At 66.9% G+C, this 25,123-nt stretch carries 23 protein-coding genes and 1 pseudogene; 12 read left to right on the top strand and 12 right to left on the bottom strand.

Going from position 1 to position 25,123, the window contains the following annotated elements; genetic code table 11:
- Nucleotides 1-114: 114 nt before the first annotated feature.
- The 3 genes and pseudogenes from A5724_RS19525 to A5724_RS19515 all read left to right on the top strand — a co-directional run.
- Nucleotides 115-1,242 (top strand): annotated as a pseudogene (locus A5724_RS19525) (short-chain fatty acyl-CoA regulator family protein); the annotation flags it as partial.
- Nucleotides 1,239-1,814, top strand: coding sequence for a carboxymuconolactone decarboxylase family protein (locus A5724_RS19520; RefSeq protein ID WP_067805592.1), 576 nt, complete (start codon nucleotides 1,239-1,241; stop codon nucleotides 1,812-1,814). The pseudogene A5724_RS19525 and the gene A5724_RS19520, both read left to right, overlap by 4 nt.
- 69 nt (nucleotides 1,815-1,883) lie before the next feature.
- On the top strand, nucleotides 1,884-2,180 hold the full coding sequence (locus A5724_RS19515; protein WP_067805589.1) for a DUF4193 domain-containing protein: 297 nt from the start codon (nucleotides 1,884-1,886) through the stop codon (nucleotides 2,178-2,180).
- A 17-nt stretch (nucleotides 2,181-2,197) separates the two neighbouring features.
- On the opposite strand, the gene A5724_RS19510 is transcribed toward A5724_RS19515, so the two are convergent.
- The 5 genes from A5724_RS19510 to A5724_RS19490 form a co-directional block, all read right to left on the bottom strand.
- Nucleotides 2,198-2,509 (bottom strand): hypothetical protein, encoded by a 312-nt coding sequence (locus A5724_RS19510; protein ID WP_156752364.1) that lies wholly within the window; start codon nucleotides 2,507-2,509, stop codon nucleotides 2,198-2,200.
- Nucleotides 2,510-2,615: 106 nt separating this feature from the next.
- Nucleotides 2,616-2,906, bottom strand: a complete 291-nt coding sequence (locus A5724_RS19505; protein WP_082965144.1) for a hypothetical protein — start codon at nucleotides 2,904-2,906, stop codon at nucleotides 2,616-2,618.
- Nucleotides 2,907-2,908: 2 nt separating this feature from the next.
- Nucleotides 2,909-4,303: a dihydrolipoyl dehydrogenase gene (gene lpdA, locus A5724_RS19500; protein ID WP_067805584.1), complete on the bottom strand. Its 1,395-nt coding sequence runs from the start codon at nucleotides 4,301-4,303 to the stop codon at nucleotides 2,909-2,911.
- Nucleotides 4,304-4,313: 10 nt separating this feature from the next.
- Nucleotides 4,314-4,832, bottom strand: coding sequence for a hypothetical protein (locus tag A5724_RS19495; protein WP_067805580.1), 519 nt, complete (start codon nucleotides 4,830-4,832; stop codon nucleotides 4,314-4,316).
- Nucleotides 4,825-5,103 carry a putative holin gene (locus A5724_RS19490; protein WP_067805577.1) on the bottom strand — a complete coding sequence of 93 codons (279 nt, stop codon included), beginning with the start codon at nucleotides 5,101-5,103 and terminating at the stop codon, nucleotides 4,825-4,827. The genes A5724_RS19495 and A5724_RS19490 overlap by 8 nt, the downstream gene beginning before the upstream one ends.
- A gap of 115 nt (nucleotides 5,104-5,218) precedes the next feature.
- Between A5724_RS19490 and A5724_RS19485 the strand changes: the two genes are divergently transcribed.
- The 6 genes from A5724_RS19485 (at nucleotide 5,219) to A5724_RS19460 (ending at nucleotide 11,690) form a co-directional block, all read left to right on the top strand.
- Entirely contained in the window at nucleotides 5,219-6,094 is an 876-nt protein-coding gene (locus A5724_RS19485) for a MoxR family ATPase (RefSeq protein ID WP_067805574.1), read from the top strand.
- A 1-nt stretch (nucleotide 6,095) separates the two neighbouring features.
- Nucleotides 6,096-7,181, top strand: a complete 1,086-nt coding sequence (locus A5724_RS19480) for a VWA domain-containing protein (RefSeq protein WP_067805572.1) — start codon at nucleotides 6,096-6,098, stop codon at nucleotides 7,179-7,181.
- A gap of 69 nt (nucleotides 7,182-7,250) precedes the next feature.
- Nucleotides 7,251-7,757: a (2Fe-2S)-binding protein gene (locus tag A5724_RS19475; RefSeq protein ID WP_067805570.1), complete on the top strand. Its 507-nt coding sequence runs from the start codon at nucleotides 7,251-7,253 to the stop codon at nucleotides 7,755-7,757.
- Nucleotides 7,754-10,207: a xanthine dehydrogenase family protein molybdopterin-binding subunit gene (locus A5724_RS19470; protein WP_067805567.1), complete on the top strand. Its 2,454-nt coding sequence runs from the start codon at nucleotides 7,754-7,756 to the stop codon at nucleotides 10,205-10,207. Before A5724_RS19475 ends, A5724_RS19470 begins: the two co-directional genes overlap by 4 nt.
- Nucleotides 10,204-11,058, top strand: a complete 855-nt coding sequence (locus A5724_RS19465; protein ID WP_067805564.1) for a xanthine dehydrogenase family protein subunit M — start codon at nucleotides 10,204-10,206, stop codon at nucleotides 11,056-11,058. Before A5724_RS19470 ends, A5724_RS19465 begins: the two co-directional genes overlap by 4 nt.
- A 2-nt stretch (nucleotides 11,059-11,060) precedes the next feature.
- Nucleotides 11,061-11,690, top strand: coding sequence for an SRPBCC family protein (locus A5724_RS19460; protein WP_067805561.1), 630 nt, complete (start codon nucleotides 11,061-11,063; stop codon nucleotides 11,688-11,690).
- Here A5724_RS19460 and A5724_RS19455 read toward each other — a convergent pair.
- Both A5724_RS19455 and A5724_RS19450 read right to left on the bottom strand, forming a co-directional pair.
- Nucleotides 11,682-12,971, bottom strand: a complete 1,290-nt coding sequence (locus A5724_RS19455; RefSeq protein ID WP_067805558.1) for a GAF domain-containing protein — start codon at nucleotides 12,969-12,971, stop codon at nucleotides 11,682-11,684. The two genes, A5724_RS19460 and A5724_RS19455, sit on opposite strands and share 9 nt — an antisense overlap.
- A gap of 45 nt (nucleotides 12,972-13,016) precedes the next feature.
- Nucleotides 13,017-14,066, bottom strand: coding sequence for a 2,3-butanediol dehydrogenase (locus tag A5724_RS19450; protein ID WP_067805555.1), 1,050 nt, complete (start codon nucleotides 14,064-14,066; stop codon nucleotides 13,017-13,019).
- A gap of 95 nt (nucleotides 14,067-14,161) precedes the next feature.
- Between A5724_RS19450 and A5724_RS19445 the strand changes: the two genes are divergently transcribed.
- Both A5724_RS19445 and A5724_RS19440 read left to right on the top strand, forming a co-directional pair.
- On the top strand, nucleotides 14,162-15,976 hold the full coding sequence (locus A5724_RS19445) for an NAD(P)/FAD-dependent oxidoreductase (protein WP_067805553.1): 1,815 nt from the start codon (nucleotides 14,162-14,164) through the stop codon (nucleotides 15,974-15,976).
- A 25-nt stretch (nucleotides 15,977-16,001) separates the two neighbouring features.
- Nucleotides 16,002-18,041: a prolyl oligopeptidase family protein gene (locus A5724_RS19440; protein WP_067805549.1), complete on the top strand. Its 2,040-nt coding sequence runs from the start codon at nucleotides 16,002-16,004 to the stop codon at nucleotides 18,039-18,041.
- On the opposite strand, the gene A5724_RS19435 is transcribed toward A5724_RS19440, so the two are convergent.
- Entirely contained in the window at nucleotides 17,999-19,414 is a 1,416-nt protein-coding gene (locus A5724_RS19435) for a cytosine permease (RefSeq protein ID WP_067805546.1), read from the bottom strand. The two genes, A5724_RS19440 and A5724_RS19435, sit on opposite strands and share 43 nt — an antisense overlap.
- A gap of 105 nt (nucleotides 19,415-19,519) precedes the next feature.
- Entirely contained in the window at nucleotides 19,520-20,851 is a 1,332-nt protein-coding gene (locus tag A5724_RS19430; protein ID WP_067805544.1) for a cytochrome P450, read from the bottom strand.
- A gap of 41 nt (nucleotides 20,852-20,892) precedes the next feature.
- On the opposite strand from A5724_RS19430, the gene A5724_RS19425 reads away from it, so the two are divergent.
- Nucleotides 20,893-21,792 (top strand): crotonase/enoyl-CoA hydratase family protein, encoded by a 900-nt coding sequence (locus A5724_RS19425; protein WP_067805541.1) that lies wholly within the window; start codon nucleotides 20,893-20,895, stop codon nucleotides 21,790-21,792.
- On the opposite strand, the gene A5724_RS19420 is transcribed toward A5724_RS19425, so the two are convergent.
- From A5724_RS19420 to A5724_RS19410, 3 genes are read right to left on the bottom strand one after another with little or no spacing between them, the layout of a single operon-like run.
- Nucleotides 21,789-22,640 carry a hypothetical protein gene (locus A5724_RS19420; RefSeq protein ID WP_067805538.1) on the bottom strand — a complete coding sequence of 284 codons (852 nt, stop codon included), beginning with the start codon at nucleotides 22,638-22,640 and terminating at the stop codon, nucleotides 21,789-21,791. The two genes, A5724_RS19425 and A5724_RS19420, sit on opposite strands and share 4 nt — an antisense overlap.
- Nucleotides 22,641-22,675: 35 nt before the next feature.
- Nucleotides 22,676-23,530, bottom strand: coding sequence for a polyphosphate kinase 2 (gene ppk2, locus A5724_RS19415; RefSeq protein WP_067805535.1), 855 nt, complete (start codon nucleotides 23,528-23,530; stop codon nucleotides 22,676-22,678).
- Between the two features lie 58 nt (nucleotides 23,531-23,588).
- Nucleotides 23,589-25,106: an aldehyde dehydrogenase family protein gene (locus tag A5724_RS19410; protein ID WP_067805533.1), complete on the bottom strand. Its 1,518-nt coding sequence runs from the start codon at nucleotides 25,104-25,106 to the stop codon at nucleotides 23,589-23,591.
- Between the last annotated feature and the right edge of the window lie 17 nt (nucleotides 25,107-25,123).

The raw sequence follows: 25,123 nt of genomic DNA, 5'->3' as shown, positions 1-25,123 counted from the left end.
CCCCCGCGGTCCGCCCCCCCCCCCCCCCCCCCCGCCCCCCCCCCCCCCGCCCGCGCGCCCCCCCCCCCCCCCCCCCCCGCCCCCGCCCCCCCCCCCCCCCGCGCCGCCCCCGACATGGTCGGTGCGCATCCGGCGTTGGCGCGCGCGATGGTGAATCTACACAGCCGCTACCGGCTGACCGCCGCGCAACTGGCCAACGCGACGGAGGACCGCAATTCCGACGGCAGCGGGTCGGGCGCGATCACCATGCCGCACGAGGAAGTCCGCGACTACTTCTACCAACGGCAGAACTATCTGCATGAACTCGACACTGCCGCCGAGGATTTGACCATCCGGATGCGCATGCACCGCGCCGAGTTGGCCCGCGAGCTGTCGGACCGGCTGACCCGCGTTCACGGTGTGCACATCATCCGTCGTATCGATCTCGGCGACGCCGTTTTGCACCGCTTCGATCCGGAGACCAAGACGTTGGAGATCAGCGGTCACCTGTCGTCGGGGCAGACGGTGTTCAAGATGGCGGCCGAATTGGCGTACCTCGAATTCGGCGACCTGATCGACAAACTCGTCGACGACGGCAAGTTCACCAGCCAGGAGTCGACCAAGCTGGCCCGACTGGGGCTGGCCAACTACTTCGCCGCCGCCACCGTGCTGCCGTACGGACAGTTCCACGACGTCGCCGAGAACTTCCGCTACGACATCGAGCGGTTGTCGGCGTTCTACTCGGTTAGCTTTGAGACCGTCGCGCACCGGCTGTCCACGCTGCAGCGGCCGTCGATGCGCGGGGTGCCGCTGTCGTTCGTTCGCGTGGACCGCGCGGGAAACATGTCAAAGCGCCAGTCCGCCACCGGCTTTCACTTCTCGTCGTCGGGAGGCACCTGTCCGCTGTGGAATGTCTACGAGACATTCGCCAACCCGGGCAAGATCGTCGTGCAGATCGCGCAGATGCCCGACGGGCGCAATTACATGTGGGTGGCACGCACGGTGGAGCGTCGCGCATCGCGCTATGGTCAGCCGGGTAAGACGTTCGCGATCGGCCTTGGCTGTGAGCTCCGGCACGCGCACCGGCTGGTCTACTCGGAGGGACTGGACTTGTCCGGTGACAACGCGACACCGATCGGCGCGGGCTGCCGGGTCTGCGAACGCGACAACTGCCCGCAGCGGGCGTTCCCGGCGCTCGGCCGAGCACTGGACATCGACGAACACCGCAGCACGGTGTCGCCCTATCTGGTGAAGCAGTCATGAGCTGCGACGATGAGCGCTCGCGCGAAGAGCAGACAACACTGGCACGGATCCCGCCGGGCGGGTTCAAGGAACTCGGGCCCGTCAACTGGGCGATCGCCAAGCTCGGCGCCCGCGGCATCCGCGCCCCGAAGTTCCACCTGTTCAACGTGCTCGGCCAGCACAAGCTGCTGTTCCTCGCATGGCTGCCGTTCTCGGCCTACCTGCTGTACGCGGGCAAGCTGTCGCGCCGCGACGCCGAACTGGTCATCCTGCGGGTCGGCCACCTGCGGGACTGCGAATACGAACTGCAGCAGCATCGCCGGCTGGCGAGAAGCCGGGGCGTCGACGCCGAGTTGCAGGCCAGGATTTTCGAGGGGCCCGACGCCGAAGGGTTGACCGACCGGCAGAGAGTGCTGATCACGGCGACCGACGAGTTCGTGATCACCCGCTCGATGTCGCCGGAGACCTGGTCGGCGCTTTCCGGCCTGCTCAGCCGTGCGCAGCTGATCGAATTCTGCACGCTGGCAGGGCAATACGATGCGCTGGCGGCCACCATGGCGACGTTGCGAATTCCGCTGGACTTTCCCGACTGAGATAGGGAACAATCCGCTTCCTCGCCGCGTTTGGCGGTTTGTCTGACTTGTTAGGAAGGGGCATGTCGCATGGCCACTGACTACGACGCACCCCGCGTCACCGAGACCGATACCGATGAGTCGCTGGAGGAGATCACCAGCCGTCGTAAGAACGACGCCGCGACCGCGGTCATCGACGTCGACGACGGCGACGGCGCCGATTCGTTCGAGTTGCCCGACGCCGATCTGACCGGTGAGGAACTCACCGTGCGCGTCGTGCCCAAGCAGGCCGACGAGTTCGTCTGCTCCAGCTGCTTCCTGGTGCAGCACACCAGCCGGTTGGCGCTGCGAAAGGACGGCGAACAGTTCTGCACCGAGTGCGTGTGATCGCCTGAGGCGAGCGGCTATCCGGCAGTCAGCGGCGGGACCAGCGCAGGGGTCTGTTCACCGAAGGGCCCCGGCTCTGCTGGCGGCAGCACCTCAGCAGGCAGCGGCGGCGCGACGTCGTTGACAGGGGCGGCGGCAGGCTGGTCCGGCGGCGGCGCGACGTCGGGCGGCGGTGCCTGGCACGCGAGAACAGGCTGCGGCGTCATCGACAGCAGGAACGGATCGCAGTTGTCGGCCTGGGCAGTGGCAGCGAGTCCCACCGCAGATCCAGCCAGGACTGCGCCCACAAAGGTGATTCCGGCGTACTTCCCGGCTTTCCAAGCTGCCACGTTGCTTCCTCCAGGGTCGTTTGCGGTGCAGCAGACCATAACCCGCCGGGCGGCCCGCCGCTAGCGCACTTCACAGCGGACGTTCAGGCTGGCCCTCACGGTCTGGCTATAGGTAGGTCACCCCGAGCACGGTCAGCGACAGCAGAACCGGGGACACCGGCAGCAGACAGAGGAACGCCGCCCAGATCTCGGACTTACGCCGATAACAGCGCCAGCCGAAATACGCCGAGACGCCGCCTGCGACGAACGACACCGCGGCGATCACCAACACCCACGTGCTGATCGAACTCGTCGCGATGGCGACGGATATCCCGGCCAGCCACAGGATGTGGCCGACCACCAATCCGCCGATGCCGGCGACCCAGATCGCTCTCGCTGGGCTGCCCGTGGAAACCACGCTCAGAAGTTGATCATGTGCCCGACGAGACCGTGGAAGCACTCCTGCAGCGCCTCGGACATCGTCGGATGGGTGTGCACGTTTCTGGCCAACTCGGTGGCGGTCAGATCCCACTTCTGCGCCAGCGTCAGCTCGGGCAGCAGCTCGGAGACGTCATGGCCCACCAGGTGGCCCCCGAGCAGCTCGCCGTACTTCGCGTCGGCGATCAGCTTCACGAAGCCGCTCGGGTCGCCGACACCGTGCGCCTTGGCGTTGGCGGTGAACGGGAACTTGGCGACCTTCACGTCGTATCCCTCGGCGCGAGCCTGTTCCTCGGTGAGCCCGAAGCTGGCCACCTGCGGCTGGCAGAACGTCGCACGGGGCAGCATCCGGTAGTCGCCGAGCGGCAAAGTCTCTGCGCCGCCGATGGTTTCGGCCGCGACCACGCCCTGCGCCTCAGCCACATGGGCGAGCTGCAGCATGCCGGTGACGTCACCGATCGCATAGATGTGCGGCACGTTGGTACGCATGTAGTCGTCGATGCCGATGGCCTTGCGGTCGGTGATCTGCACGCCCGCCTTGTCCAGGCCGTAGCCCTCGATGTTGGGCGCGAAGCCGATGGCCTGCAACACTTTTTCGGCCTTCAGATCCTCAGACTTGCCGTCCTTGCTCACCGTGACGGTGACCTCGCCGCCATCGTCCTTGATGCCCTCGACCTTGGTCCCGAGCATCACCTTGACGCCGAGCTTCTTGAACTGCTTCTCGACCTCCTTGGAGACCTCGGCGTCCTCGTTGGGCAGCGCGCGCGCCAGGAACTCGACGATGGTCACGTCGACGCCGTAGTTCTTCATCACGTAGCCGAACTCCATGCCGATCGCGCCACACCCCGCGATGATGATCGACTTCGGCAGTTCACGGGTCATGATCAGCTTCTCGTAGGTGACCACGTTCTCCGACAGCGAGGTGCCCGGCACCAACCGGGTGCTGCTGCCGGTGGCGATGATGATGTTGTCGAACGTCACCGTCTCGGTCCCGCCCTCATTGAGCTTGACCGACAACGTGTTCGGATCGGTGAACGTGCCGTACCCGTGGATCTCGGTGATCTTGTTCTTCTTCATCAGGAAGTGCACGCCCGCGACGCGGCCCTCGGCCACCTTGCGGCTGCGGTCAAACGCGACGCCGTAGTCGAACGTCGCCTCACCGCTGATGCCGAACTGCTTGGCTTCCTTGGTGAAGATGTGAACAAGCTCCGCGTTGCGCAGCAGCGCCTTCGACGGGATGCAGCCGACATTGAGGCACACGCCGCCCCAGTACTTGGGTTCGACGACTGCGGTGTTCAGTCCGAGCTGGGCGGCGCGGATGGCCGCGACGTATCCGCCGGGGCCTGCTCCGAGAACGACGACGTCATAGTGGGTCACCCGCCCAACCCTAGTAGGGGATGAACCCGACGAAACAGCGGCTCACGTGTTGGCAGAAGTAGGTGCCGTGTAACACCGCCGCGGCGCCGAGCGCGGCCAGCGGCGCCGACATCAGCCCGATCGCCAGTGCCGCGACGAGCGGCTTGTCGACCACCATCGCGGCCAGCACCGCGCCGACCGTGCAGACGATCACGAAGATCAGCACCACGAACACGGGCGGCGTCTTGTCCAGCGAATGGAACCACCAGTAGTAGAGCCCCAGCCCGCTGGCGGCGCCGAGAATCCAGACCCCCGCCACCACAAGGACAAAGGCCCAGCGCTTGAGGTACTTGTAGGTGCCCTCGACGACCTCGGGATGCACGACGGGAGGCAACGGGCCGGTCGGGGTTTCCATGCTGTTTACGGGGTCACGGTCGGCGGCCAACGGCTGCACCGGATCGGGCATTGCCGGAAACTCGCCGGTGAAGACGGGCGAATACGGCTGCGTGGGGTCACCCGGCAGCGTCTCTTGTTCGATCGGATTAAGCACCGTGCACCACCTGGATCGTGACCAGCACCGAAAACCACCCTGGCGCGATGGCCAGCACGAAGGCACCGAGCGCGGTCAGCCAGCGTCGCCCGGACAGCAGGATCGTCAACATGCCGATCATGCTGGGCACCGCGATCACGAGGGCGACCACGATGTCGGGCCGAATCGCGGCCTTCACAAGCAGGGTCGACGCGATACCCGCGATCTGCCCGACCGCGAGACCCACGAGCATTGCGCCGGCCAGCAGCCACGCGCGTGGTAGGGCTATCACGCTTGGAACGATAAGTCCGCCGATTCACGTCCAGACTGTCCGCCACGCAAGGTCACGGCCGAAGTTGCGCAGCTGTGATCAACCGCTGACCTACGCTCGCGTAGTGAGCGATTCCATGCCCGATGTCGGGTCGCCGACGCAATTGGCAGACGCGCTCCAGGCCACCGGCTACCTGGCCGACGAGGGTGTCGCGACGGCCGCCTACCTGGCGCTGCGAATGCGTCGGCCGTTGTTCTGCGAGGGCGAGCCGGGCACCGGCAAGACGTCACTGGCCGCCGCATTGGCCGAGGCGCTGGGCCTGCCGATGATCCGGTTGCAGTGTCACGAAGGCATCGACGCCGCCCAAGCGCTCTACGACTGGGACTTCCCGCGGCAGTTGCTGCATCTGCGGACGCTGGAGGCGGCGGGACATCTGGACGCCGACTCCGCGGAACGCTCGCTCTACACCGAGCGGTTCCTGCTCGCGCGGCCACTGTTGCGGGCGCTCACCGAGGCACCGTGCGTGCTGCTGGTCGACGAAATCGACAGGGCTGATGACGAATTCGAGGCTTTTCTGCTCGAAGTGCTCGACGAGAACGCCGTCACGATCCCCGAACTGGGCGAGGTGCGGGCCGCCACGCCGCCGCTGGTGGTGCTGACGTCGAACCGGACCCGCGACGTGCATGACGCGCTCAAGCGGCGCTGCTTGTACCACTGGCTCGAGCACCCCGATCTGGCGCGCGAGATCGCCATCCTGCGTCGTCGCATCCCCGGCATCGCCGAGGCGCTCGCCGATCAGGTGGCCCGCGCGGTGCACGCGCTGCGCGCGATGGAACTGGTCAAGCCGCCCGGTGTCGCCGAATCCCTCGACTGGGCGCGTGCGTTGCGTGAACTCGACCGCGATGCGCTCGACGCGCAGACCGCCGCGGCGACCCTCGGGGCGGTGGTCAAGTACCACGAGGACGCCGAGCGGGTGGTGCGGGCCGGACTGGACCGTCTGCTGGCCGGCTGAGATGTCGGCACTGGTCGGATTCGCCGGATTCGCGCACGCGCTCGCGGTCGCCGGGCTGCCTGCCGACGCCGTCGACACCTACACCCGCGCGCTGCGCGAGGTCGACGTCGCCGACCCGCGGCAGGTGTATTGGGCGGGCCGGGCGACGCTGTGCCGCGACCCCGACGACATCCCCCGCTACGACCTGGTGTTCGAGAACTGGTTCGGCGGCACCGTGCCGGTCCGCGCGCCGCAACGCAGCCAGCCCCAGCGCCGCGCCCGCATTGCCGCGCTGGACACCACCGGCGCGACCGACACCGACGGCGAGCCGCCGCACCTGCGGGTCGCCGTGGCGGACACCGAGATCCTGCGGCACCGTGACATCGCGGAACTGACCGCAGCCGAGCGGGCGCATCTGGCCGAGCTGCTCGCCGCGCTGCGTCCACAGTCCGCGACGCGGCCTGCGCTGCGGATGCGGCCGTCGCGCCGCGGCCGCGTCGACCCGCGACGCACCCTTCGCCGAATGCTGGCCGCGGGCGGCGAACCGGTGCGGCCGCGGCGCCACCGCAAGGCCACCAGGCCGCGGCGCATCGTGCTGCTGCTCGACGTGTCGGGCTCGATGAGCCCGTACGCCGACGCGCTACTGCGCTTCGCGCACGTCGTGGCCCGCAAAAGCCCTGCCACCGAAGTGTTTTCGCTCGGCACCAGGATGACGAGACTGTCGCGGGCGCTGCGGGCCCGTGACCCCGAAACGGCGTTGGCCGCTGCGGGCCGCGCGGTGCCCGACTGGGCCGGTGGCACCCGACTGGGTGAGACGATGCGCGCGTTCCTGGATCGCTGGGGCCGGCGCGGGATGGCCCGCGGCGCGGTGGTAGTGGTCTTCTCCGACGGCTGGGAGCGCGGCGAGCCCACCCTGCTCGCCGAGCAGATGGCGGCGCTGCGGCGACTCGCCCACACCGTGCTGTGGGTGAACCCGCACGCGGGTGTCGACGGTTATCAACCGGTGCAATCGGGGATCGCCGCCGCACTGCCCTACATCGACCGGTTGCTCGCAGGCCACAGCCTGGCGACACTGCAGGATTTGCTCGACGAGATCCGCACCGCCTGAACAGGCTGGTGCGCAACCGGTTTCGCGATTCTGTGGGTTCCCGGCGCTCAGCCAGAGCAGAGTATGCCTATGCGTATCTCTGTCACCGTCGACGGAACCACGTACACCGACGACGTGGAACCCCGACTTCTGCTCGTCCATTACCTTCGCGACCGACTCGGCAAGGTCGGCACCGTGATCGGCTGCGACACCAGCAACTGCGGTGCCTGCACCGTCCACCTCAACGGCTACAGCGTCAAGTCGTGTTCCGTGCTGGCCGTGCAGGCCGACGGCGGGGACGTGACCACCGTCGAAGGGCTGGCACGAGACGGCAAACTGCACCCCGTGCAGGAGGCGTTCCGCGACAACCACGCCCTGCAGTGCGGCTTCTGCACCCCCGGCATGATCATGCAGACCATCGACCTGCTCGCCGAGCACCCGCATCCCGACGAAGAGGCGGTGCGGCACGGCCTCGAGGGCAACCTGTGTCGGTGCACCGGATACCAGAACATCGTCAGAGCCGTGCAGGACGCGGCCAACAGGCGGGAGGCGAAACCGGCTGCGCCCAAGACTGATTCGGCGGAGGCCGTGCGATGACCGCGACCGCTGAACCCGAAATCGGCAAGGCGCGGGTACGCAAAGAGGACGAGCATCTGATCACCGGCCGCACCCGGTGGACCGACAACATCGTGCTGCCGGGAATGCAACACCTCGCCATCCTGCGCAGCCCCGTCGCGCATGCCCGCATCACCGGTATCGACGCCAGCGCCGCGCGCAGCATGCCCGGCGTCATCGCCGTCTTCACCGGAGCCGATCTGGCGGCCGAACAGGGCAGCCTGCCGAACGCCTGGCAGATCACCGAGGACATGAAGGCGCCACCCGCGCCGTCGCTGGGGGTGGACACCGTGAACTTCGCCGGCGAAGCGGTGGCCGTCGTGGTGGCCCGTACCGCGTACGAGGCACAGGACGCACTCGAACACATCGACGTCGACTACGACGACCTGCCTGTGGTGCTCGACCTTGCGGCCGCCGCCGACGACGCCAAGGTGATCTATTCGGACCTCGGCACCAATGTCAGCGCGGTGTGGACGTTCGACTCCGCGCAAGCCGGCACCGGCGGCGACGTCGAGGACGCCATCCGCGACGCCGAGGTCGTGGTTGAGCGCACCTTCCGCCAGCAGCGGCTGATCCCCGCGTTCATGGAGCCCCGCTCGGTGGTCGTCGATCCGACAGGCCCGCAGCTGACCGTGTGGTCGGCCACGCAGATCCCGCACATTCTCAAGCTGATGCTGGCGATGACGCTGGAGATCCCCGAGCACAAGGTGCGCGTGATCGCCCCCGACGTCGGCGGAGGATTCGGCGGCAAGCTGCAGGTGACGCCGGAAGAGGTGATTGCGCTGCTGGTGGCGCGGCGGCTCGGAAAGCCGGTGAAGTACACCGAATCCCGCAGCGAGTCGATGCTCGCGGCGCACCACGGCCGCGACCAGATCCAGAAGCTGACGCTGGCCGCCCGCCGCGACGGCACGGTCACCGGCCTGAAGGTGGAACTGCTCGCCGACATGGGCGCCTATCTGCGGCTGGTCACCTCGGGCATCCCGATATTGGGCGCCTTCATGTTCAACGGCATCTACAAGTTCCCGTCCTATCACTTCACGTGCACCAACGTGTTCACCAACAAGACGCCCACCGACGCCTACCGCGGCGCCGGACGCCCGGAGGCGACGTTCGCGATCGAACGGATGATGGACGAACTCGCCGCGGAGTTGGGCCGTGATCCGCTCGAATTGCGCGCGCAGAACTGGATCACGCACGAGGAGTTCCCGTTCGACACCGTCGCGGGCTTGACCTACGACTCGGGTAACTACGAGGCCGCCACCGCGCAGGCGCGCGAGTTGTTCGACTACGACGGGCTGCGCCGCGAACAAGCAGAGCGCCGCGACCGCAACGACCCGGTGCAACTGGGCATCGGCGTTTCGACGTTCACCGAGATGTGCGGCCTTGCGCCGTCGCGGGTGCTCGGATCGTTGTCGTACGGGGCAGGCGGCTGGGAGCACGCCGCCATCCGGATGCTGCCCACCGGCAAGGTCGAGGTGGTCACCGGTTCGTCGCCGCACGGGCAGGGCCACGAGACGGCGTGGAGCCAGATCGTCGCCGACCAACTCGGTGTGCCCTTCGAGGATGTCGAGGTCATCCACGGCGACACCCAGAGTTCACCGCGGGGTCTGGACACCTACGGCTCGCGCTCGCTGGCTGTCGGTGCAATCGCGGTGGTGAAGGCGGCCGACAAGGTGATCGCCAAGGCGAAACCCTTTGCGGCACACATGATGGAGTGCTCCGAGGACGACCTCGAGTTCACCGGGGGCCGGTTCCGCGTCGCGGGCACCGAGAAGGCGGTCACCCTCGCCGAAGTGGCACTGGCCGTGTTCGCCGCGCACGATCTGCCCGAAGGGCTGGAACCGAACCTGGACGCCGAGGCGACCTACGACCCGGACAACTTCTCGTTCCCGCACGGCACCCATCTGTGCGCGACGGAGGTGGACACCGAGACCGGGCAGGTGCGGATCCGCCGCTATGTCTGCGTCGACGACATCGGGCACGTGGTCAATCCGGTGATCGTGGACGGGCAGGTGCATGGCGGGCTGGCTCAGGGCATCGCACAGGCGCTGTACGAGGAGGCCGTGCACGACGAGTCGGGCACGCTGATCAACGCGTCGTTCTCGGAGTACCTGATCCCGTCGGCGGTCGATCTGCCGACCTTCATCACCGGGCGCACCGAGACACCCGCGACAACGAATCCGCTTGGCGTGAAAGGTGTTGGCGAGGCAGGCACGATCGCGTCGACACCGGCGGTGGTGAACGCCGTCATCGACGCGGTGCGCCATCTAGGTGTGAGCGACATCGAAATGCCGTGCAGCCCAATGAGAGTCTGGCATGCGATCCAGGCCGGAGCCGGAAGGCCGGCGACATCCAACGCCGGAGCCGGAAGGCCGGCGACATCCAACGCCGGAGCCGGAAGGCCGGCGACATCGAACGGAGGTGCTCGATGATCCCGTCGAACTTCGACTACGTCGCCCCGACCACCGTCGACGACGCGGTGGCCGCGCTGGCCGAGGCCGGCGAGGACGCCAAGGTGATCGCGGGAGGGCAGAGCCTGCTGCCGGTGCTGCGGTTGCGGTTGGCCGCGCCCACCGTACTGGTCGACCTCAACCGCATCGACGAGTTGCGCGGGGTGCGCGACGACGGCGACGCCCTTGTGATCGGCGCGATGACAACGTATTACAGCCTGTTGGGCAATCCGATGATCAGCAAGCACGCGCTGCTGCTCGCCGACGCCACCCACACCGTCGCCGATCCGCAGATCCGGCACCGGGGCACACTCGGCGGCAACCTCGCACACGCCGATCCGGCCGGCGACCTGGCCGCACCGACGCTGGCGCTCGACGCGACACTGACCGTCGCGGGGCCGTCGGGCCGACGCGACATCCCCGTCGCGGATTTCTTCGTGGACTACTTCACCACGGCGCTGCAGCCGAACGAAATCCTCACGGAGATACGCATTCCCAAGCACACCGACTGGGCAGCCCACTACGAGAAGCTGCACCGGGTGGCGCAGGCGTGGTCGATCGTCGCGGTGGCGGCGACCGTCGCGGTCGAAGGCGGGGCTATCCGGCAGGCCAAGGTCGCGCTGACCAACATGGCCGCAGTGCCGGTGCGCGCCAGCGCCGTCGAGGAGGCGTTGATCGGCCAGCAGGCCAGCGCGGAGTCGATCCGGGCGGCCGCCGAACACGCCGCCGAGGGCATGAACCCGATGTCCGACGGCAACGCCGACGCCGAATATCGCAGCCACCTGGCCAAGGTGCTGACCCGTCGCGCAGTGATGACGGCGATCGGCGCCTAGGGATGCAACTCGAACACACCTTGTCCGTCCCTGCCCCCATCGATGTGGTCTGGCCCGCAGTGTTGGATCCGGAGCGGGTGGCGCCGTGCGTGCCCGGCGCGACGCTCACCGGCGTCGACGGCGATTCGTTCACCGGCACCGTCAAGATCAAGGTAGGCCCGATCACTCTGCTGTACAAGGGAACCGGCACGTTCGTCGAGACCGACGAGGCCGCCCGCCGCGCAGTGCTCAAGGCGGACGCCAAGGACACCCGCGGCAACGGCACCGCCAAGGCCACCGTCACCCTGACGCTGACCGCGGACGGGGACCGCACCGCGGGGGTGGTGGCCACGGATCTGTCCATCACCGGCAAGCCCGCCCAGTTCGGTCGCGGAATGATCGCCGATGTCGGCGGGAAGATCATCGAGCAGTTCACCGCGTGCCTGTCGGAGAAGCTGGCCGCACCCGTCGCGGCACCCGAGCCCACCTCCGCTGCCACACCGGCAGCCGAGCCCGCCGAGGTCGAACCGCTGAACCTGGTGCATTACGCGCAGCGGTCGGCCCTCAAGCGGATCGGCCCGCTCGCCGCCGTAGCCGTGGCGATCCTGGTCATCGGAGCCTTGGTCCGACGCGTGCGGTCGCGGTCAGGCTGACTCGAGGCGCGCGGCACAGACAAAGGGAGCAGTCGAGGACGGCAACAACTCGGCCCGATCGTCGGGGTACTCGACGCCGAAGCTGACCGACCCGGCGATGCGGTACGGCTGGGCAGCGAGCAGACTGGCGTACTGCTTTCGTAGCCGAGACAATTCGGCGCGCACTGTCACTACGCGCGATGGGTCACCGTACAGGTCGGCCGCCAATTCCGGCGCGGATCGCCCTTCGGGGAACAGCGCAAGCGCGAGCAGAATCTCGGCGTGCCGAAGCGACAATTGGCGCCGCCAGCAACCGAATTGGCCGTCCATTTGCAACGAGGGAGCGTCGGGGTCGTGCAGATCCAGGGTGGCGTGGACAAGCCGGCCGTTGGCCTCGGCGGCCTCGGGGATCAGCCGCACCAACCACCCGCCCGGCAGCGGTTCGACGTCGCAGGCCCCCAGGGTCGGGAACCACAGTCGGCCAGCGGCGATTTCGCGCGGCATGGCGATGCGGTTGTGCGGTGGTAAGGAATCCACCGCGGCCACCCAACCCTGCGGATCGACGGCGAGGGCCGGGCTGGCGATCCGGGCCAGGATCGGCGCGGCCACCGTCCGCAACCGGTTCAGTATGCGGTCGTGTTCTTCACGCAGATGAGCCTCGGCTAGCCGAGCCACCGCGTCGACCAGTGCGACCGTCGTGGGGTGCACAGTCGCCGCGGGGCCTGAAACGTCCACCACACCGATAGCCTGGCCGGTTCTCGGGTCTTTGATCGGGGCGCCGGCGCAGGTCCAGGCGTGGTGGCTGCGCGCGTAGTGCTCGGCGGAAAAGACCTGCACCGCGGTGTTGGACATCAATGAGGTGCCGATGGCATTCGTCCCGACCGCATGTTCGCCCCAATGCGCGCCCTCGACGAAGCCCAACCGGTCGGCTTGGCCGAGCACGGACCGCGATCCGGACCGCCACAGCACCCGCCCCTGCGCGTCGGCGATGACGAGAATGTTGTCGCCTTCGGCGACCAACGAGTCGAGCCCGCGGGTGATCTCATTGAGCACGGCGAGCAGTCCGGAGGAGTGCCGCAACAAGTCGAGGGTGCTGTCCTCTACTTCAGGAGCGGGCAGCGCGTCGGGGTGGATGCCGCGCGCCATCAATCGGCGCCAGGAGTCTTCGATCACCTTGCGTGGCCGTGCAGGGGCACGATCACCGGCCATCGTGGCGTCGTACACCACAGACATCAGTCGGGCGTAGCGACGTGGATCCTCACCCACCGCGACCGCGGGCTCGGGGACAGACGAACGGGGCATCACCGACGATTGTGCTCCTGATCACACCGCGGGACCAGCACGCCCTCACGCAGTGGCGGGATCGACGAGCACCTTCATCTTCGTCCCTGCGTGCAGTGCTTCGAACCCTTCGTCGACGACGTCGCCGATCGCGATCGCGGTCACCCAGCTCGCCGTGTCGTACGCACCTTGCGCCATCAGGCCGATCACCGCTTCGAAATCGGCGCCCGTGTAGCAGAGCGAACCCTGGATCCGGGATTCGTTCATGACCAGGTTCAGCAGCGGCGTCGTCAGCGGCTTCTCGTAGATCGCCACGCTGACCATGGCTCGCCGCGCGCCGACGCAAGCGAGTGCGGTCTCGACCGCAGGTGCCACTCCGGCGGCGTCGAACACGGCGCCTGCGCCGCGCCCGCGAGTGCGGTCAGCGATGAACGCCGGCACGTCCGTTTCCATGGGGTTCAGGGTGTGCGCGCCGAGCGCTTCGATCGCCGCGCGACGGGTCGCAGACGGTTCGACGACCAACACGTCCTCAATACCCTTGCCCCGCAATGCAAACCACAGACCGATGCCGATCGGTCCAGCACCGAACACGACGGCCGTGTCCCCGGCGGCTGGTTCTCCCAGAGTCGCCGCGTGATACGCGACCGACATCGGCTCGACAAGCGCGCCCAGTTGCAGCGACACGTTGTCCGGCAGCCTGTGCAGCATGTTCGTTGGGACGACGGTGTATTCGGCCATGCCACCGTCGGACATCAACCCGTGAAATCCGATTGTCGCGCAGATGTTGTAGTTGCCTGCCAGGCACGGCGCGCACCGACCACATTTGTAGATCGGCTCCACCGCGACGCGGTCACCTACTTCCCAATCCGTGACGCCGGCGCCGAGATCGGTGACGACGCCGGAGAATTCGTGCCCGATCGTCAGCGGCAGCTCACGCCCGGTGAGCGGATGCGGTTCGGTCGGAATGAAGATGGGGCCCGCGTAGTACTCGTGCAGATCGGTGCCGCAGATGCCGTTGAAACCGACCTTCAGCTTCACGGTGCCCGGGCCCGGGTCCGGCTCGGGCACGTCGGCGACCTCGACCTTGTTCGGTCCGTAATAAACAGCTGCTTTCATGGCTGCAGTTGTATGTGACCGCAGACACACCGCGGGAGAGTTGCAGCGCGTTGCAACCCTTGTGCACAAAACGACCGCGGTGTGTCCTAGGTCATATGACACAAATTCTGGATTCCGCCGCCGCCACGACCCCGCAGCAACGGGTTGACGCCTGGCTCGCCGATTTCGAGGCGGCGCTGGCGGCCCGGGACATCGACCGAGTGGTGCAGAAGTTCGCCGTCGACAGCTTTTGGCGCGACCTGGTCGCGTTCACCTGGAACATCAAGACCGTTGAGGGCCGCGATGAGATTGCCGACATGCTCGGCGCTCGGTTGTCGGACACCGACCCGTCCGGCTTCCGGACGCGGGAGGCCCCGACCGAAGACGGCGACGTCACGTCGGCGTTCATCGAGTTCGAGACCGCGGTGGGACGCGGCGTCGGGCATCTTCGGCTAAAGGCTGACCAGGCTTGGACGTTCCTGACAGCGATGCAGGAGCTCAAGGGGCACGAGGAGCGAAAGGGCGCGACCCGCGTGCTGGGCGCTGTCCACGGCGACGACCCCGATCCGCGGTCCTGGGCCGAGAAACGCGCCGAGGAGGACGCGTCGCTGGGACGGACAGTGCAGCCGTATGTGGTCGTGGTCGGCGGCGGGCAGGGCGGCATCGCGCTTGGTGCCAGGCTGCGCCAGCTGGGCGTGCCCGCGATCGTGCTCGACAAGCATGAACGGCCAGGCGACCAGTGGCGCAAGCGTTACAAGTCGCTGTGTCTGCACGATCCGGTGTGGTACGACCACCTGCCGTACCTGCCGTTCCCACAGAACTGGCCGGTGTTCTCGCCCAAGGACAAGATCGGCGACTGGCTGGAGTTCTACACCCGCGTGATGGAGGTCCCGTACTGGCCGAAGACCACGTGCCTGTCGGCGTCGTTCGACGCCGCTGCCGGTCGCTGGACCGTCGAGGTGGACCGCGACGGCGAACGGTTGACGCTGCGCCCGGTCCACCTTGTGCTCGCGACCGGAATGTCGGGCAAGCCCAACGTGCCGACGCTGCCCGGCCAGGAGGTGTTCCGCGGGGATCAGCATCACTCGAGCGCACACCCCGGCCCGGATCGCTACGCCGGCAAGAAAGCCGTTGTCGTCGGGTCGAACAACTCAGCGCACGACATCTGCAAGGCGCTCTACGAGAATGGCGTCGACGTCACCATGGTGCAGCGGTCCTCGACGCACATCGTCAAATCGGACACCCTAATGGACATCGGCCTCGGCGACCTCTACTCCGAACGCGCCGTCGCCGCCGGGATGACAACGGAGAAGGCCGATCTGACGTTTGCGTCGCTGCCGTACCGGATCCTGCATGAGTTCCAGATCCCGCTCTACAACGCGATGCGCGAACGGGACAAACAGTTCTACGACCGACTGACCGCCGCCGGCTTCGAACTCGACTGGGGCGACGACGGATCCGGACTCTTCATGAAGTATCTGCGCCGCGGATCCGGCTACTACATCGACGTCGGAGCGTGCGATCTGGTCGCCGACGGCAGGATCAAACTGGCGCATGGCCAAGTCGACCGGTTGACCGAAGATTCGGTCGTGCTCGCCGACGGTACGGAACTGCCCGCAGACCTGGTGGTCTATGCGACAGGGTACGGCTCGATGAACGGCTGGGCGGCCGACCTGATCGGACAGGACGTCGCCGACAAGGTCGGCAAGGTGTGGGGCCTTGGCAGCAACACCACCAAAGATCCCGGCCCGTGGGAAGGCGAGCAGCGCAACATGTGGAAGCCGACCCAGCAGGACAACCTGTGGTTTCACGGCGGCAACCTGCACCAGTCGCGGCACTACTCGCTGTACCTGGCGCTGCAACTCAAAGCCCGCCACGAGGGGATCCCGACGCCGGTGTACGGCCTGCAGGAGGTGCACCACCTGAGCTGATCGGGCCGCCCGGCAAGATGGGAGCGTGGAAGACGACCCGTATCTGTGGCTCGAGGACATCACCGGCGACGATGCGCTTGCCTGGGTGCGCAGGCACAACGAGCCGACCGTTGCGGAGCTGACCAGCGAGCGGTTCGAGCAGATGCGCGCCGAGGCGCTGGAGATCCTCGACACCGACACCCGTATCCCGTACGTGCGGCGCCGCGGCGAGTACCTGTACAACTTCTGGCGCGATGCGCGCAACACGCGTGGGCTGTGGCGGCGCACGACGCTGGAGAGCTACCGCACCGAACAGCCGGACTGGGACGTCATCCTCGACATCGACGAACTCGCGCGCGCCGACGGCGAGAACTGGGTGTGGGCGGGCGCCGAGGTCATCGAGCCCGACTACACGCTGGCGCTGATCGAGCTGTCGCGTGGCGGCGCCGACGCCACCGTCGTGCGCGAATTCGACATGGTGAAACGGGAATTCGTGTCCGACGGCTTCCAGCTGCCCGAGGCCAAGTCCGGGCTGTCGTGGGAAGACGAGGACACCGTGCTGGTGGGCACCGACTTCGGTGAGGGCTCGCTGACCGAATCCGGCTATCCGCGCATCGTCAAGCGCTGGCGGCGCGGTCAGCCGCTCGAGGAGGCGCAGACCCTGTTCACCGGTGACCCGTCGGATGTCAGCGTCGGCGGCGGGTACGACCGGACTCCGGGCTTCGAACGGCTGCTGATCACCCGGTCCCTCGACTTCTTCAACCGCGAGCGCTACGAGTTGCGTGGCAACGAGTTGATCCGCATCGGCGTCCCCACCGACGCCAACATCTCGCTGCACCGCGAGTGGTTGCTGATCCGGCCGCGCACCGAGTGGGCGGTGGGCACCACGATCTACCCGGCCGGATGCCTGCTGGCGGCCAACTACGAGGAATTCCTCGCGGGCACAGCAGAATTGAGCGTGGTATTCGAACCCGACGAGCATTCCAGCCTGGAGAACTACGCGTGGACGCGCGACCACCTGATACTGGTCAGCCTGGTCGACGTGGCCAGCAAGGTCGAACTGGTCACCCCTGGGTCGTGGCAGGCCGAACCGATCCCGGGCATCCCGCCGAACACCCACACCGTGCTGGTCGACGTCGACGAGTACGGCGACGAGATGTTTCTCGACTCGAGCGGCTTCGATCTGCCGTCGCGGCTGCTGTGGGGCCACGCGGGCGGCGAGGTGACGGAAATCAAGAGCGCGCCTACGTTCTTCGATGCGTCGGACATCGAGGTGACGCAGAACTTCGTCGCGTCGGCCGACGGCACGATGATCCCGTATTTTGTGGTGGGACACCGCGATTCGACCGGGCCGGGCAAGACGCTGCTGAACGGGTACGGCGGCTTCGAGAGTTCGAGCACGCCGGGCTACGCCGGAGTGCTCGGCCGCCTGTGGCTGTCACGCGGCGGCACCTACGTGCTGGCCAATATCCGCGGCGGCGGCGAGTACGGACCGCGTTGGCACACCCAGGCGATGCGTGAGGGCAGGCACCTGGTGCACGAGGACTTCGCCGCGGTGGCAGCCGATCTGGTGCGGCGCGGCATCACCACCGTCGGGCAATTGGGCGCGCAGGGCGGAAGCAACGGCGGCCTGCTGATGGGCATCATGCTGACCAAGTACCCCGAACTGTTCGGCGCTCTGGTGTGCAGTGTGCCGCTGCTCGACATGCGTCGCTTCCACTTGCTGCTGGCCGGCGCATCGTGGGTGGCCGAGTACGGCGATCCCGACAACCCGGACGACTGGGAGTTCATCTCCAAATACTCGCCGTATCAGAACATTTCGTCGGAGCGACGCTATCCGCCTGTGTTGATCACGACGTCGACGCGCGACGACCGGGTACATCCCGGACACGCCAGGAAAATGACCGCGGCACTCGAGGCGGCGGGCCAGCCGGTGCGGTACTACGAGAACATCGAGGGCGGGCACGCGGGCGCCGCGGACAACTCACAGATCGCGTTCCGGTCGGCGTTGATCTACGAGTTCCTGCATCGGATGCTGAGCGATCAACCCCGCTCACCAGAAACGGCGCTCACGCCGTCGGGATAAATCATCTGCGACGGCGGGCGGGCGGTTCTTCTCGCCCAAAAGTAGTACAGGGCGGCGGTTCCCAGTAAACCGACGATCCAGGAGATGTCGGCGCCTCCGAGGTCGTCCACCAGTGGACCGGTATAGAGCGATTGGGACAAGAACGGCAGTTGTATCAGGATGCCGATCACGTAACTCACCAACGCGGTGAAGTTCATCCGGCCATAACGCCCGTTCGGATCGTACAGAGCGGGGATGTCGACCCGTTCCTTCGAGATCAGGTAGTAGTCAACCAGGTTGACCGCGCTCCACGGGGTGAAGGCCATCAGTATCAACAGCACGAAGTTCCGGAAGTTGTCGAGGAAGTCTTTCGTGGCGATCAGCGCGGTGATCACGGAGATCACAATGAACGCCGCCACGCACGCCGTTCGGATCCATTGGGGCACACGGGCAGTCCTGGTGAAAGCCGTCGCCGTGGTCAGGATGGTCATCAGGCCGCCGTATGCGTTCAGACAGTTGACCGCGAGCTTGCCGGTGACGATCACGACGTATATCGCCGTTGCGACCACCACGCCGCCTGCCAGGTCTCCGATGAAGGTGACCTGGGACGCCAGGAACTCATCGCCGGCCCCCGCGGCAACGATCGCGCCGAGCGTCATCGACCACTGCGACCCGATCACCGAACCGAGGAAAGTGCTCCAGAACGTACTCGATTCGGGCGTCGATCGGGGCAGATAGCGAGAGTAATCCGCAACGTAGGGGCCGAAGGTCAGCTGCCATCCCGCGCCGAGCGACACCGCCAACAAGAACGTAGCGACGTCGAACGGCTTGGCCCCGAGCAATGCGGGCACGTCGTATTCCATCAGCATCCGGATGCCGATGTAGGTGAATCCGACGGCGCAGACGACGGTGGCCAACCGACCCAACCGATGAATCATGCGGTAGCCGATGACGGCGACGATCAGTGTCAGCAATCCGAAGATGACGATGCCTACCGATGGCGCGTCGATGCCGAGGATCTCGTTGATCGCCTGACCAGAGAGCACCGTGCCGGTGGCGGCGAAGCCCAGATACATGAGCACCACCAACACCAACGGAAGACACGCTCCCCACACCCCGAATTGGGCCCGGCTGGAGATCATCTGCGGGATACCCATTTTCGGGCCCTGCGCCGAGTGCAAAGCCATCACGACACCGCCGCAGACGTTGCCGATCAGCAAGCCGATGATTGCCCACAGCGGGTCGGCGCCGAACACCACGGCCAGCGCACCGTCGACGATCGCGGTGATCTGCATGTTGGCGCCGAACCACAGCGTGAACTGGTCGCGTGGCTTCCCGTGCCGCTCGTTGTCGGGAACCACGTCGATGGTTCGGCGTTCCACCTCAACTGCCATGGGAATCCTCGTGGGTTGACCGCCTGGATGCGGTTACAGCCTGCCACTTACTGCAGTCGTTCTGTTGACTTACGAGGTGTGTCGCACAGCGCGACGCCGGCGGGTTCAGACCGCGGATCTGTGCGGCAACGACTTGACGGCGAAGTCGAGCGTCAACTGGTTCAACGTCATCGGCAGAGGCTGGTCCGGCACCAGCCGCGGGTTCGAGGTCAGCTCGAAAGTCAGGGCACGCAGCAGATGCGCGAGCAGGGTGCTGGTCACGAACAGCACGAGATTTCGGCCTGGGCACTCGGCGGGACCCGCGGAGAACGGCACCAACTGCGGATATCGCTGCGCTGTCCCGTCGAGCCAGATGTCGGGGGCGAACGTGTGCGCGAACGGCAGCAGTTGATCATCGCGATGGAACGCCGGCACGACGATCATCAAACCGGCACCCTTGGCGATGCTGCCGTTGCGCCACTGCGTGTCCTCGGTGGTATCGCGCAGGATCGTCGGCGTCGTCGGCCAGAGCCGCACGGATTCGAGTACCACGCTTCGTAAATGGGGCCGCAGCGAAGCCTGTTCCGGGTCGCCGACGTCGTCGAGCGCCATGGACAGCCGATCGGGATGGGTAGCGAGCAGCGCCAGGGCGCGCAGCGACGCCATTCCGGCCGCGTCAAAAGCGAAGAGCCACTGGGGTATCTGGCCCACCGGATCGACCGCCCCGCTGGCCGGCGCGTCGGCCACCGCGGCCGCCAGTGTGCCCGGCTGCGGGTCCTCCAGGTAGGTGTAGAGATGTTCGAAAAACCTCGCACGTGCCCGGTAGTGCGGCATCGACAGAAACGACCAGTTGCCCGCCTTGCGCAGCCGCAACAGCTTGTCGGTGATCGCATCATCGTCACATGCCCGGTCGCCCAACGTGATTCGGCGCACCAGCGACCACCAGGCCCGCATGAAGGTGGCCGAGTCGAGATGGCCCTGCGCCGCCGCACCGGCCACTAGCTCGCGCGCCTCGTCACCGATGACGCCGACGAACGCGCCCGCCAGGCTGTGCAACTCCCAACCCGACTCCAACGCCACATCGTTGAACGCGCGGCGCTGCCGGCGGATCGGGCCTTGGGATATCAACACGCCGTGCGGTTGGAACCATTCGAGCGCCTTGCGCTTCTCGCGATTCGCGGGATGGAACGGCACGGGCGCCTCCGCCAGCACGCGCCCGACGTCCTCGGGGTCGAGCACCACCACCATCCGCCTGCCCGGCACCATTACCTCGACGGGCCCGCGGCCGAACTCGTCGCGCAGTCGTTTCATCCGACTGATCGCCCTGTCGTCGGCCTGCATCTTCTCCAGCGCCCGCACGACCGGACGCCGCCGCGCCAGCACTCCCGCGGCGATCGAAGCGAATCCCAGGTCGGTCAACGTTGTGACGGCCCTGGTTCCGGTGAGGCGATCGGTCATGGTCGCCGAGTTCCCGCAGCCACCTCTGCCAAACTTCACCCATGCCGACACAGTTCGAGACGCTGCTCTACAAAACCGACGGCGCCATCGCCACCATCACGCTGAACCGACCCGAGCACCTCAACACCATCGTTCCGCCGATGCCTGACGAGATCGAGAGCGCGGTCGGACTGGCCGAGCGCGATCCGGCCGTCAAGGTGATCGTGCTGCGCGGTGCGGGCCGAGCCTTCTCCGGCGGGTATGACTTCGGTGGCGGCTTCCAGCACTGGGGCGAGGCGATGAACACGGATGGACGCTGGGATCCCGGCAAGGACTTCGCGATGGTCAGTGCCCGTGAGACGGGCCCGACGCAGAAGTTCATGGCGATCTGGCGCGCGTCGAAACCGGTGATCGCCCAGGTGCATGGCTGGTGTGTCGGTGGCGCGAGCGACTACGCGTTGTGCGCCGACATCGTGATCGCCAGCGACGACGCCGTCATCGGCACGCCGTATGCCCGGATGTGGGGCGCGTATCTGACCGGTATGTGGCTCTACCGGCTGTCACTGGCCAAGGTGAAATGGCACTCGCTGACCGGTGAGCCGCTGACTGGAACCCAAGCTGCCGCAGTCGAACTCATCAACGAGTCGGTGCCGTTCGAGAACCTCGAGGCCCGTGTAGCCGAGATCGCCGCGAAGCTCGCGGGCATCCCGCTGTCCCAACTGCAGGCGCAGAAACTGATCGTCAACCAGGCCTACGAGAACATGGGACTGGCGTCGACGCAGACGCTGGGCGGCATCCTCGACGGGTTGATGCGCAACACCCCGGATGCGCTCGAGTTCATTGACACGGCAGCGAATCAGGGTGTGCGCGCCGCGATCGAACGCCGAGACGGTCCGTGGGGCGACTACAGCCAGGCGCCGCCGGAGCGCAGGCCCGACCCGTCGCACGTCATCGAGCCCTAGTCGCGTCGGCGCAACCCGCCCAGCATCGAGGTCAGCACGCCGAACACCACCAGCGCACCGCCCGCGGCCAGCGTCAGGTTCAGCCACTGATGCATGCTGTCCTCGGCGTGGCTGACCATCGCTTCGGCGACCTGACGAATGTCGCCTGTGGTGCGGTCCAGCGCGCGGTCGACGAATCGGCGCGCCACCTCCAGTCCCGCCCACCCGGCCGCGCCTACGATCAGCGCCGAAACACCCAGCGCGGCAAGGGTTTTGCCGCGCGACCTGGCGGCCGCCAGCGTCAGCAGCGCGAACACCCCGGTCAGCACCGTCGTGCCGATGCTGACCCACGGGCCCCACGTCGACAACGGCCGCAACTGACCCGGCCGCAACCCCGACGATTCAGGCACGGTGATGGGCACGGTGAGCGTGGTGGGCACGTTGAGGTTCAGATTGCCGAGCGTCTCTTTCAGCGACGGGTCGGACAGCATCGGGGCGACGTCGATCAGCCAGCGATCGTCGGTGCCCTCCTGTCGGCGGATCTCGTCGGTGAACATCCAGGTGTGCACGATCCGGTTCGCCTGCGCGAACTGACCGGGAAACCCGGCGTTCTGGGTGTACTGGGTGGTGACTCCGCGGACCAGGCCCGGGTTGAGGTCATAACCCTCTTTCGAACCCAGCGACACGATCTGGGTGGTCAACTCCGAGGCCATCGCCTGCTGCAGGTTCGGATCCTTGGCCGCCGACCGAGCAAACGACGCGTAACCGTTGGCGTCGACGATGTTCTTCTGCGCCCACATGGCGGGCAACGCCGCCGCCAGCGCGACCGTCGTGACGAGCCACAGGAACACGGTCGCCACGAACCGCACGCGTCCTCCTTCTGCGGGGCGGGACGCGGGCGAACTCAGTCAGCCAGGGCGCGTCCCACGATGAGGGGGTCCGGCCTGCCGACCACCTCATGGTCCTTGTTGTCGTAGTCGAACTTACTCAACACGTAGCGCATGGCGTTGACCCGCGCGCGCTTCTTGTCGTTGCTCTTGACCACGGTCCACGGCGCGATTTCGGTGTCCGTCCATGCGAACATGTCCTCCTTCGCGGCGGTGTAGTCGTCCCACTTGTCCAGCGACGCCAGGTCCGTCGGCGAGAGTTTCCACTGCCGTACCGGATCGACCTGCCGGATGGTGAAGCGGGTGCGCTGCTCGGACGGCGACACCGAGAACCACAGCTTGGTCAGGCTGATGCCGTCGTTGACCAGCATCTGTTCGAACAGCGGCACCTGCCGGATGAACTCGGCGTGCTGCTTGGGCGTGCAGAAGCCCATCACCCGTTCGACGCCCGCCCGGTTGTACCAGGACCGGTCGAACAACACGATCTCCCCGTGTGCGGGCAGATGGTGGACATAGCGCTGGAAGTACCACTGGGTGCGCTCGCGGTCGGTCGGCTTCTCCAGTGCGACGACGCGGGCGCCGCGCGGGTTGAGGTGCTCCATGAAGCGCTTGATGGTGCCGCCCTTGCCTGCGGCGTCGCGACCCTCGAACACGATGACGTGGCGATGCCCGTTGGTCTGGCTCCACTTCTGCAGCTTCAGCAGTTCGATCTGCAGTAGCCGCTTCTGCTGCTCGTACTCGTCGCGCGACATGCGCTCGTCATACGGGTAGTTCTCCCGCCACGTGTCGACGGGGATGCCGTGGTCGTCGAGCAGCACCGGGTCGTCATCGTCGTCGTCGTGCACGCGGTAGCTGGCTGAATCCAGGGTCACCGGCAGAAGCTATCGAGGTGGGCGGACGCCCGGGTGACGCGCGAGTGAACGGGTGGTGCTACTTGGCGATGCGGCGAGGGGTAATCAGCGCAAGCTTCGTCATCAGTTTGTTCATCCGCTTCAGCGCCTTCTGCGAATTGTTGTAGTAGTTGCCGCCCGCGCCGACGTTGGTGCGGGGCGCCACCACGGCCTCCTGGCGGCAGAACTTGCGCAACCCCTCGCCACCGCCGAAGCGCGCCCCGATTCCCGAGGTCTTCCAACCACCCATCGGGGCCGTCGTGCACATCAGGTTGGAGATCACGTCGTTGATGTTGACGGCGCCGCAATCGAGTTGCACCGCAACGGCTTTGGCGCGGTCGATGTCTTTGGAGAACACCGAGGCCGACAACCCGTACGGGCTGTCGTTGGCCAACCGGATGGCCTCCTCGACGCTGGCCACCTTCATGATGGGCAGCGTCGGGCCGAACGTCTCCTCGGTCATGCACAGCATCGAGTGATCGACGTCGACCAGCACCGTCGGCGGGTAGAAGCTGCCGAGACCGTCGGGCCGCTTGCCGCCGGTGAGCACCCTGGCGCCCTTGGCTTTGGCGTCGGCGACGTGGCGGTCGGTGACGGCGACCTGGCTGTCGTCGATCTGCGCGCCGAAGTCGTAGCCTTCACCCGCGCCCATCTTCAGGTTGTTGACGTCGCGCACGACCGCCTTGACGAACTGGTCGTTTGCGGATTCGAGCACGTACACCCGCTCGACCGACACACACGTCTGCCCGGCGTTGAAGAATGCGCCCCACACGGCGGCGTGCGCGGCGAGGTCGATATCGGCGTCCTCCAGCACGATCATCGGATCCTTGCCGCCGAGTTCCAGGCTGACCGGGGTGAGCCGACGCGCGGCACGCTCCATCACCTTGGCGCCGGTCGCGCTCGACCCGGTGAACTGGATGTAGTCGGAGTTGTCGACCACCGCTTCGACGGCTTCGCGTGCGCCCTGCACGATGGCCATCACTTCGGGTGCGCCGCAGTCGAGCCAGCCACGCAGCAGCAACTCAGCGGTCAGCGGGGTGCGCTCCGAGGGCTTGAGCAGCACCGCGCATCCGGCGGCCAGGGCAGCGATGCCGTCCATCAGCAGGTTGGCGACGGGGTAGTTCCACGGCGCGATGATGCCGACCACCGGGCGGGGCCGGTAGTGCACCTCGACCTTCTTGATCGCCAGGAACGGCAGCGATGCAGGCCGTGGTTCCGGCGCCAGCGTCTTTTCCATGGTCTTGACGTAGTACGAGGCGATCATGATCAGCAGCGGCACCTCTTGGGCGGCGTCGGTGGCCGACTTGCCGGTCTCCTTGATGAGCAATGCCTCGATCTCGTCGCGGTGCTCGCCCATCCAGACTGCGTAGCGGGCGAGCACCTTGGCGCGGCTCTTGGCGCCGCGCGCTTCCCACTGCCGCTGCGCCTCGCGCAGACCCGCCGCGATGCGTGGCACGTCCGCGGGGTCGGTCCAGCGCACCTTTCCTGCCACCGCGCCGGTTGCGGGGTTGCGGATGGTGCTGGTGTCGGGCACGTCAACGTCAGGAGTCGCCGTCATGGCCTCATGGTAACCAT

Origin of the sequence: Mycobacterium sp. ACS1612, from assembly GCF_001667505.1 — a bacterium.
In the GTDB taxonomy this organism is placed as follows: Bacteria; Actinomycetota; Actinomycetes; order Mycobacteriales; family Mycobacteriaceae; genus Mycobacterium.
Note: the sequence above shows the minus strand (reverse complement) of the source record. Positions and strands in the feature narration are given on the sequence as shown.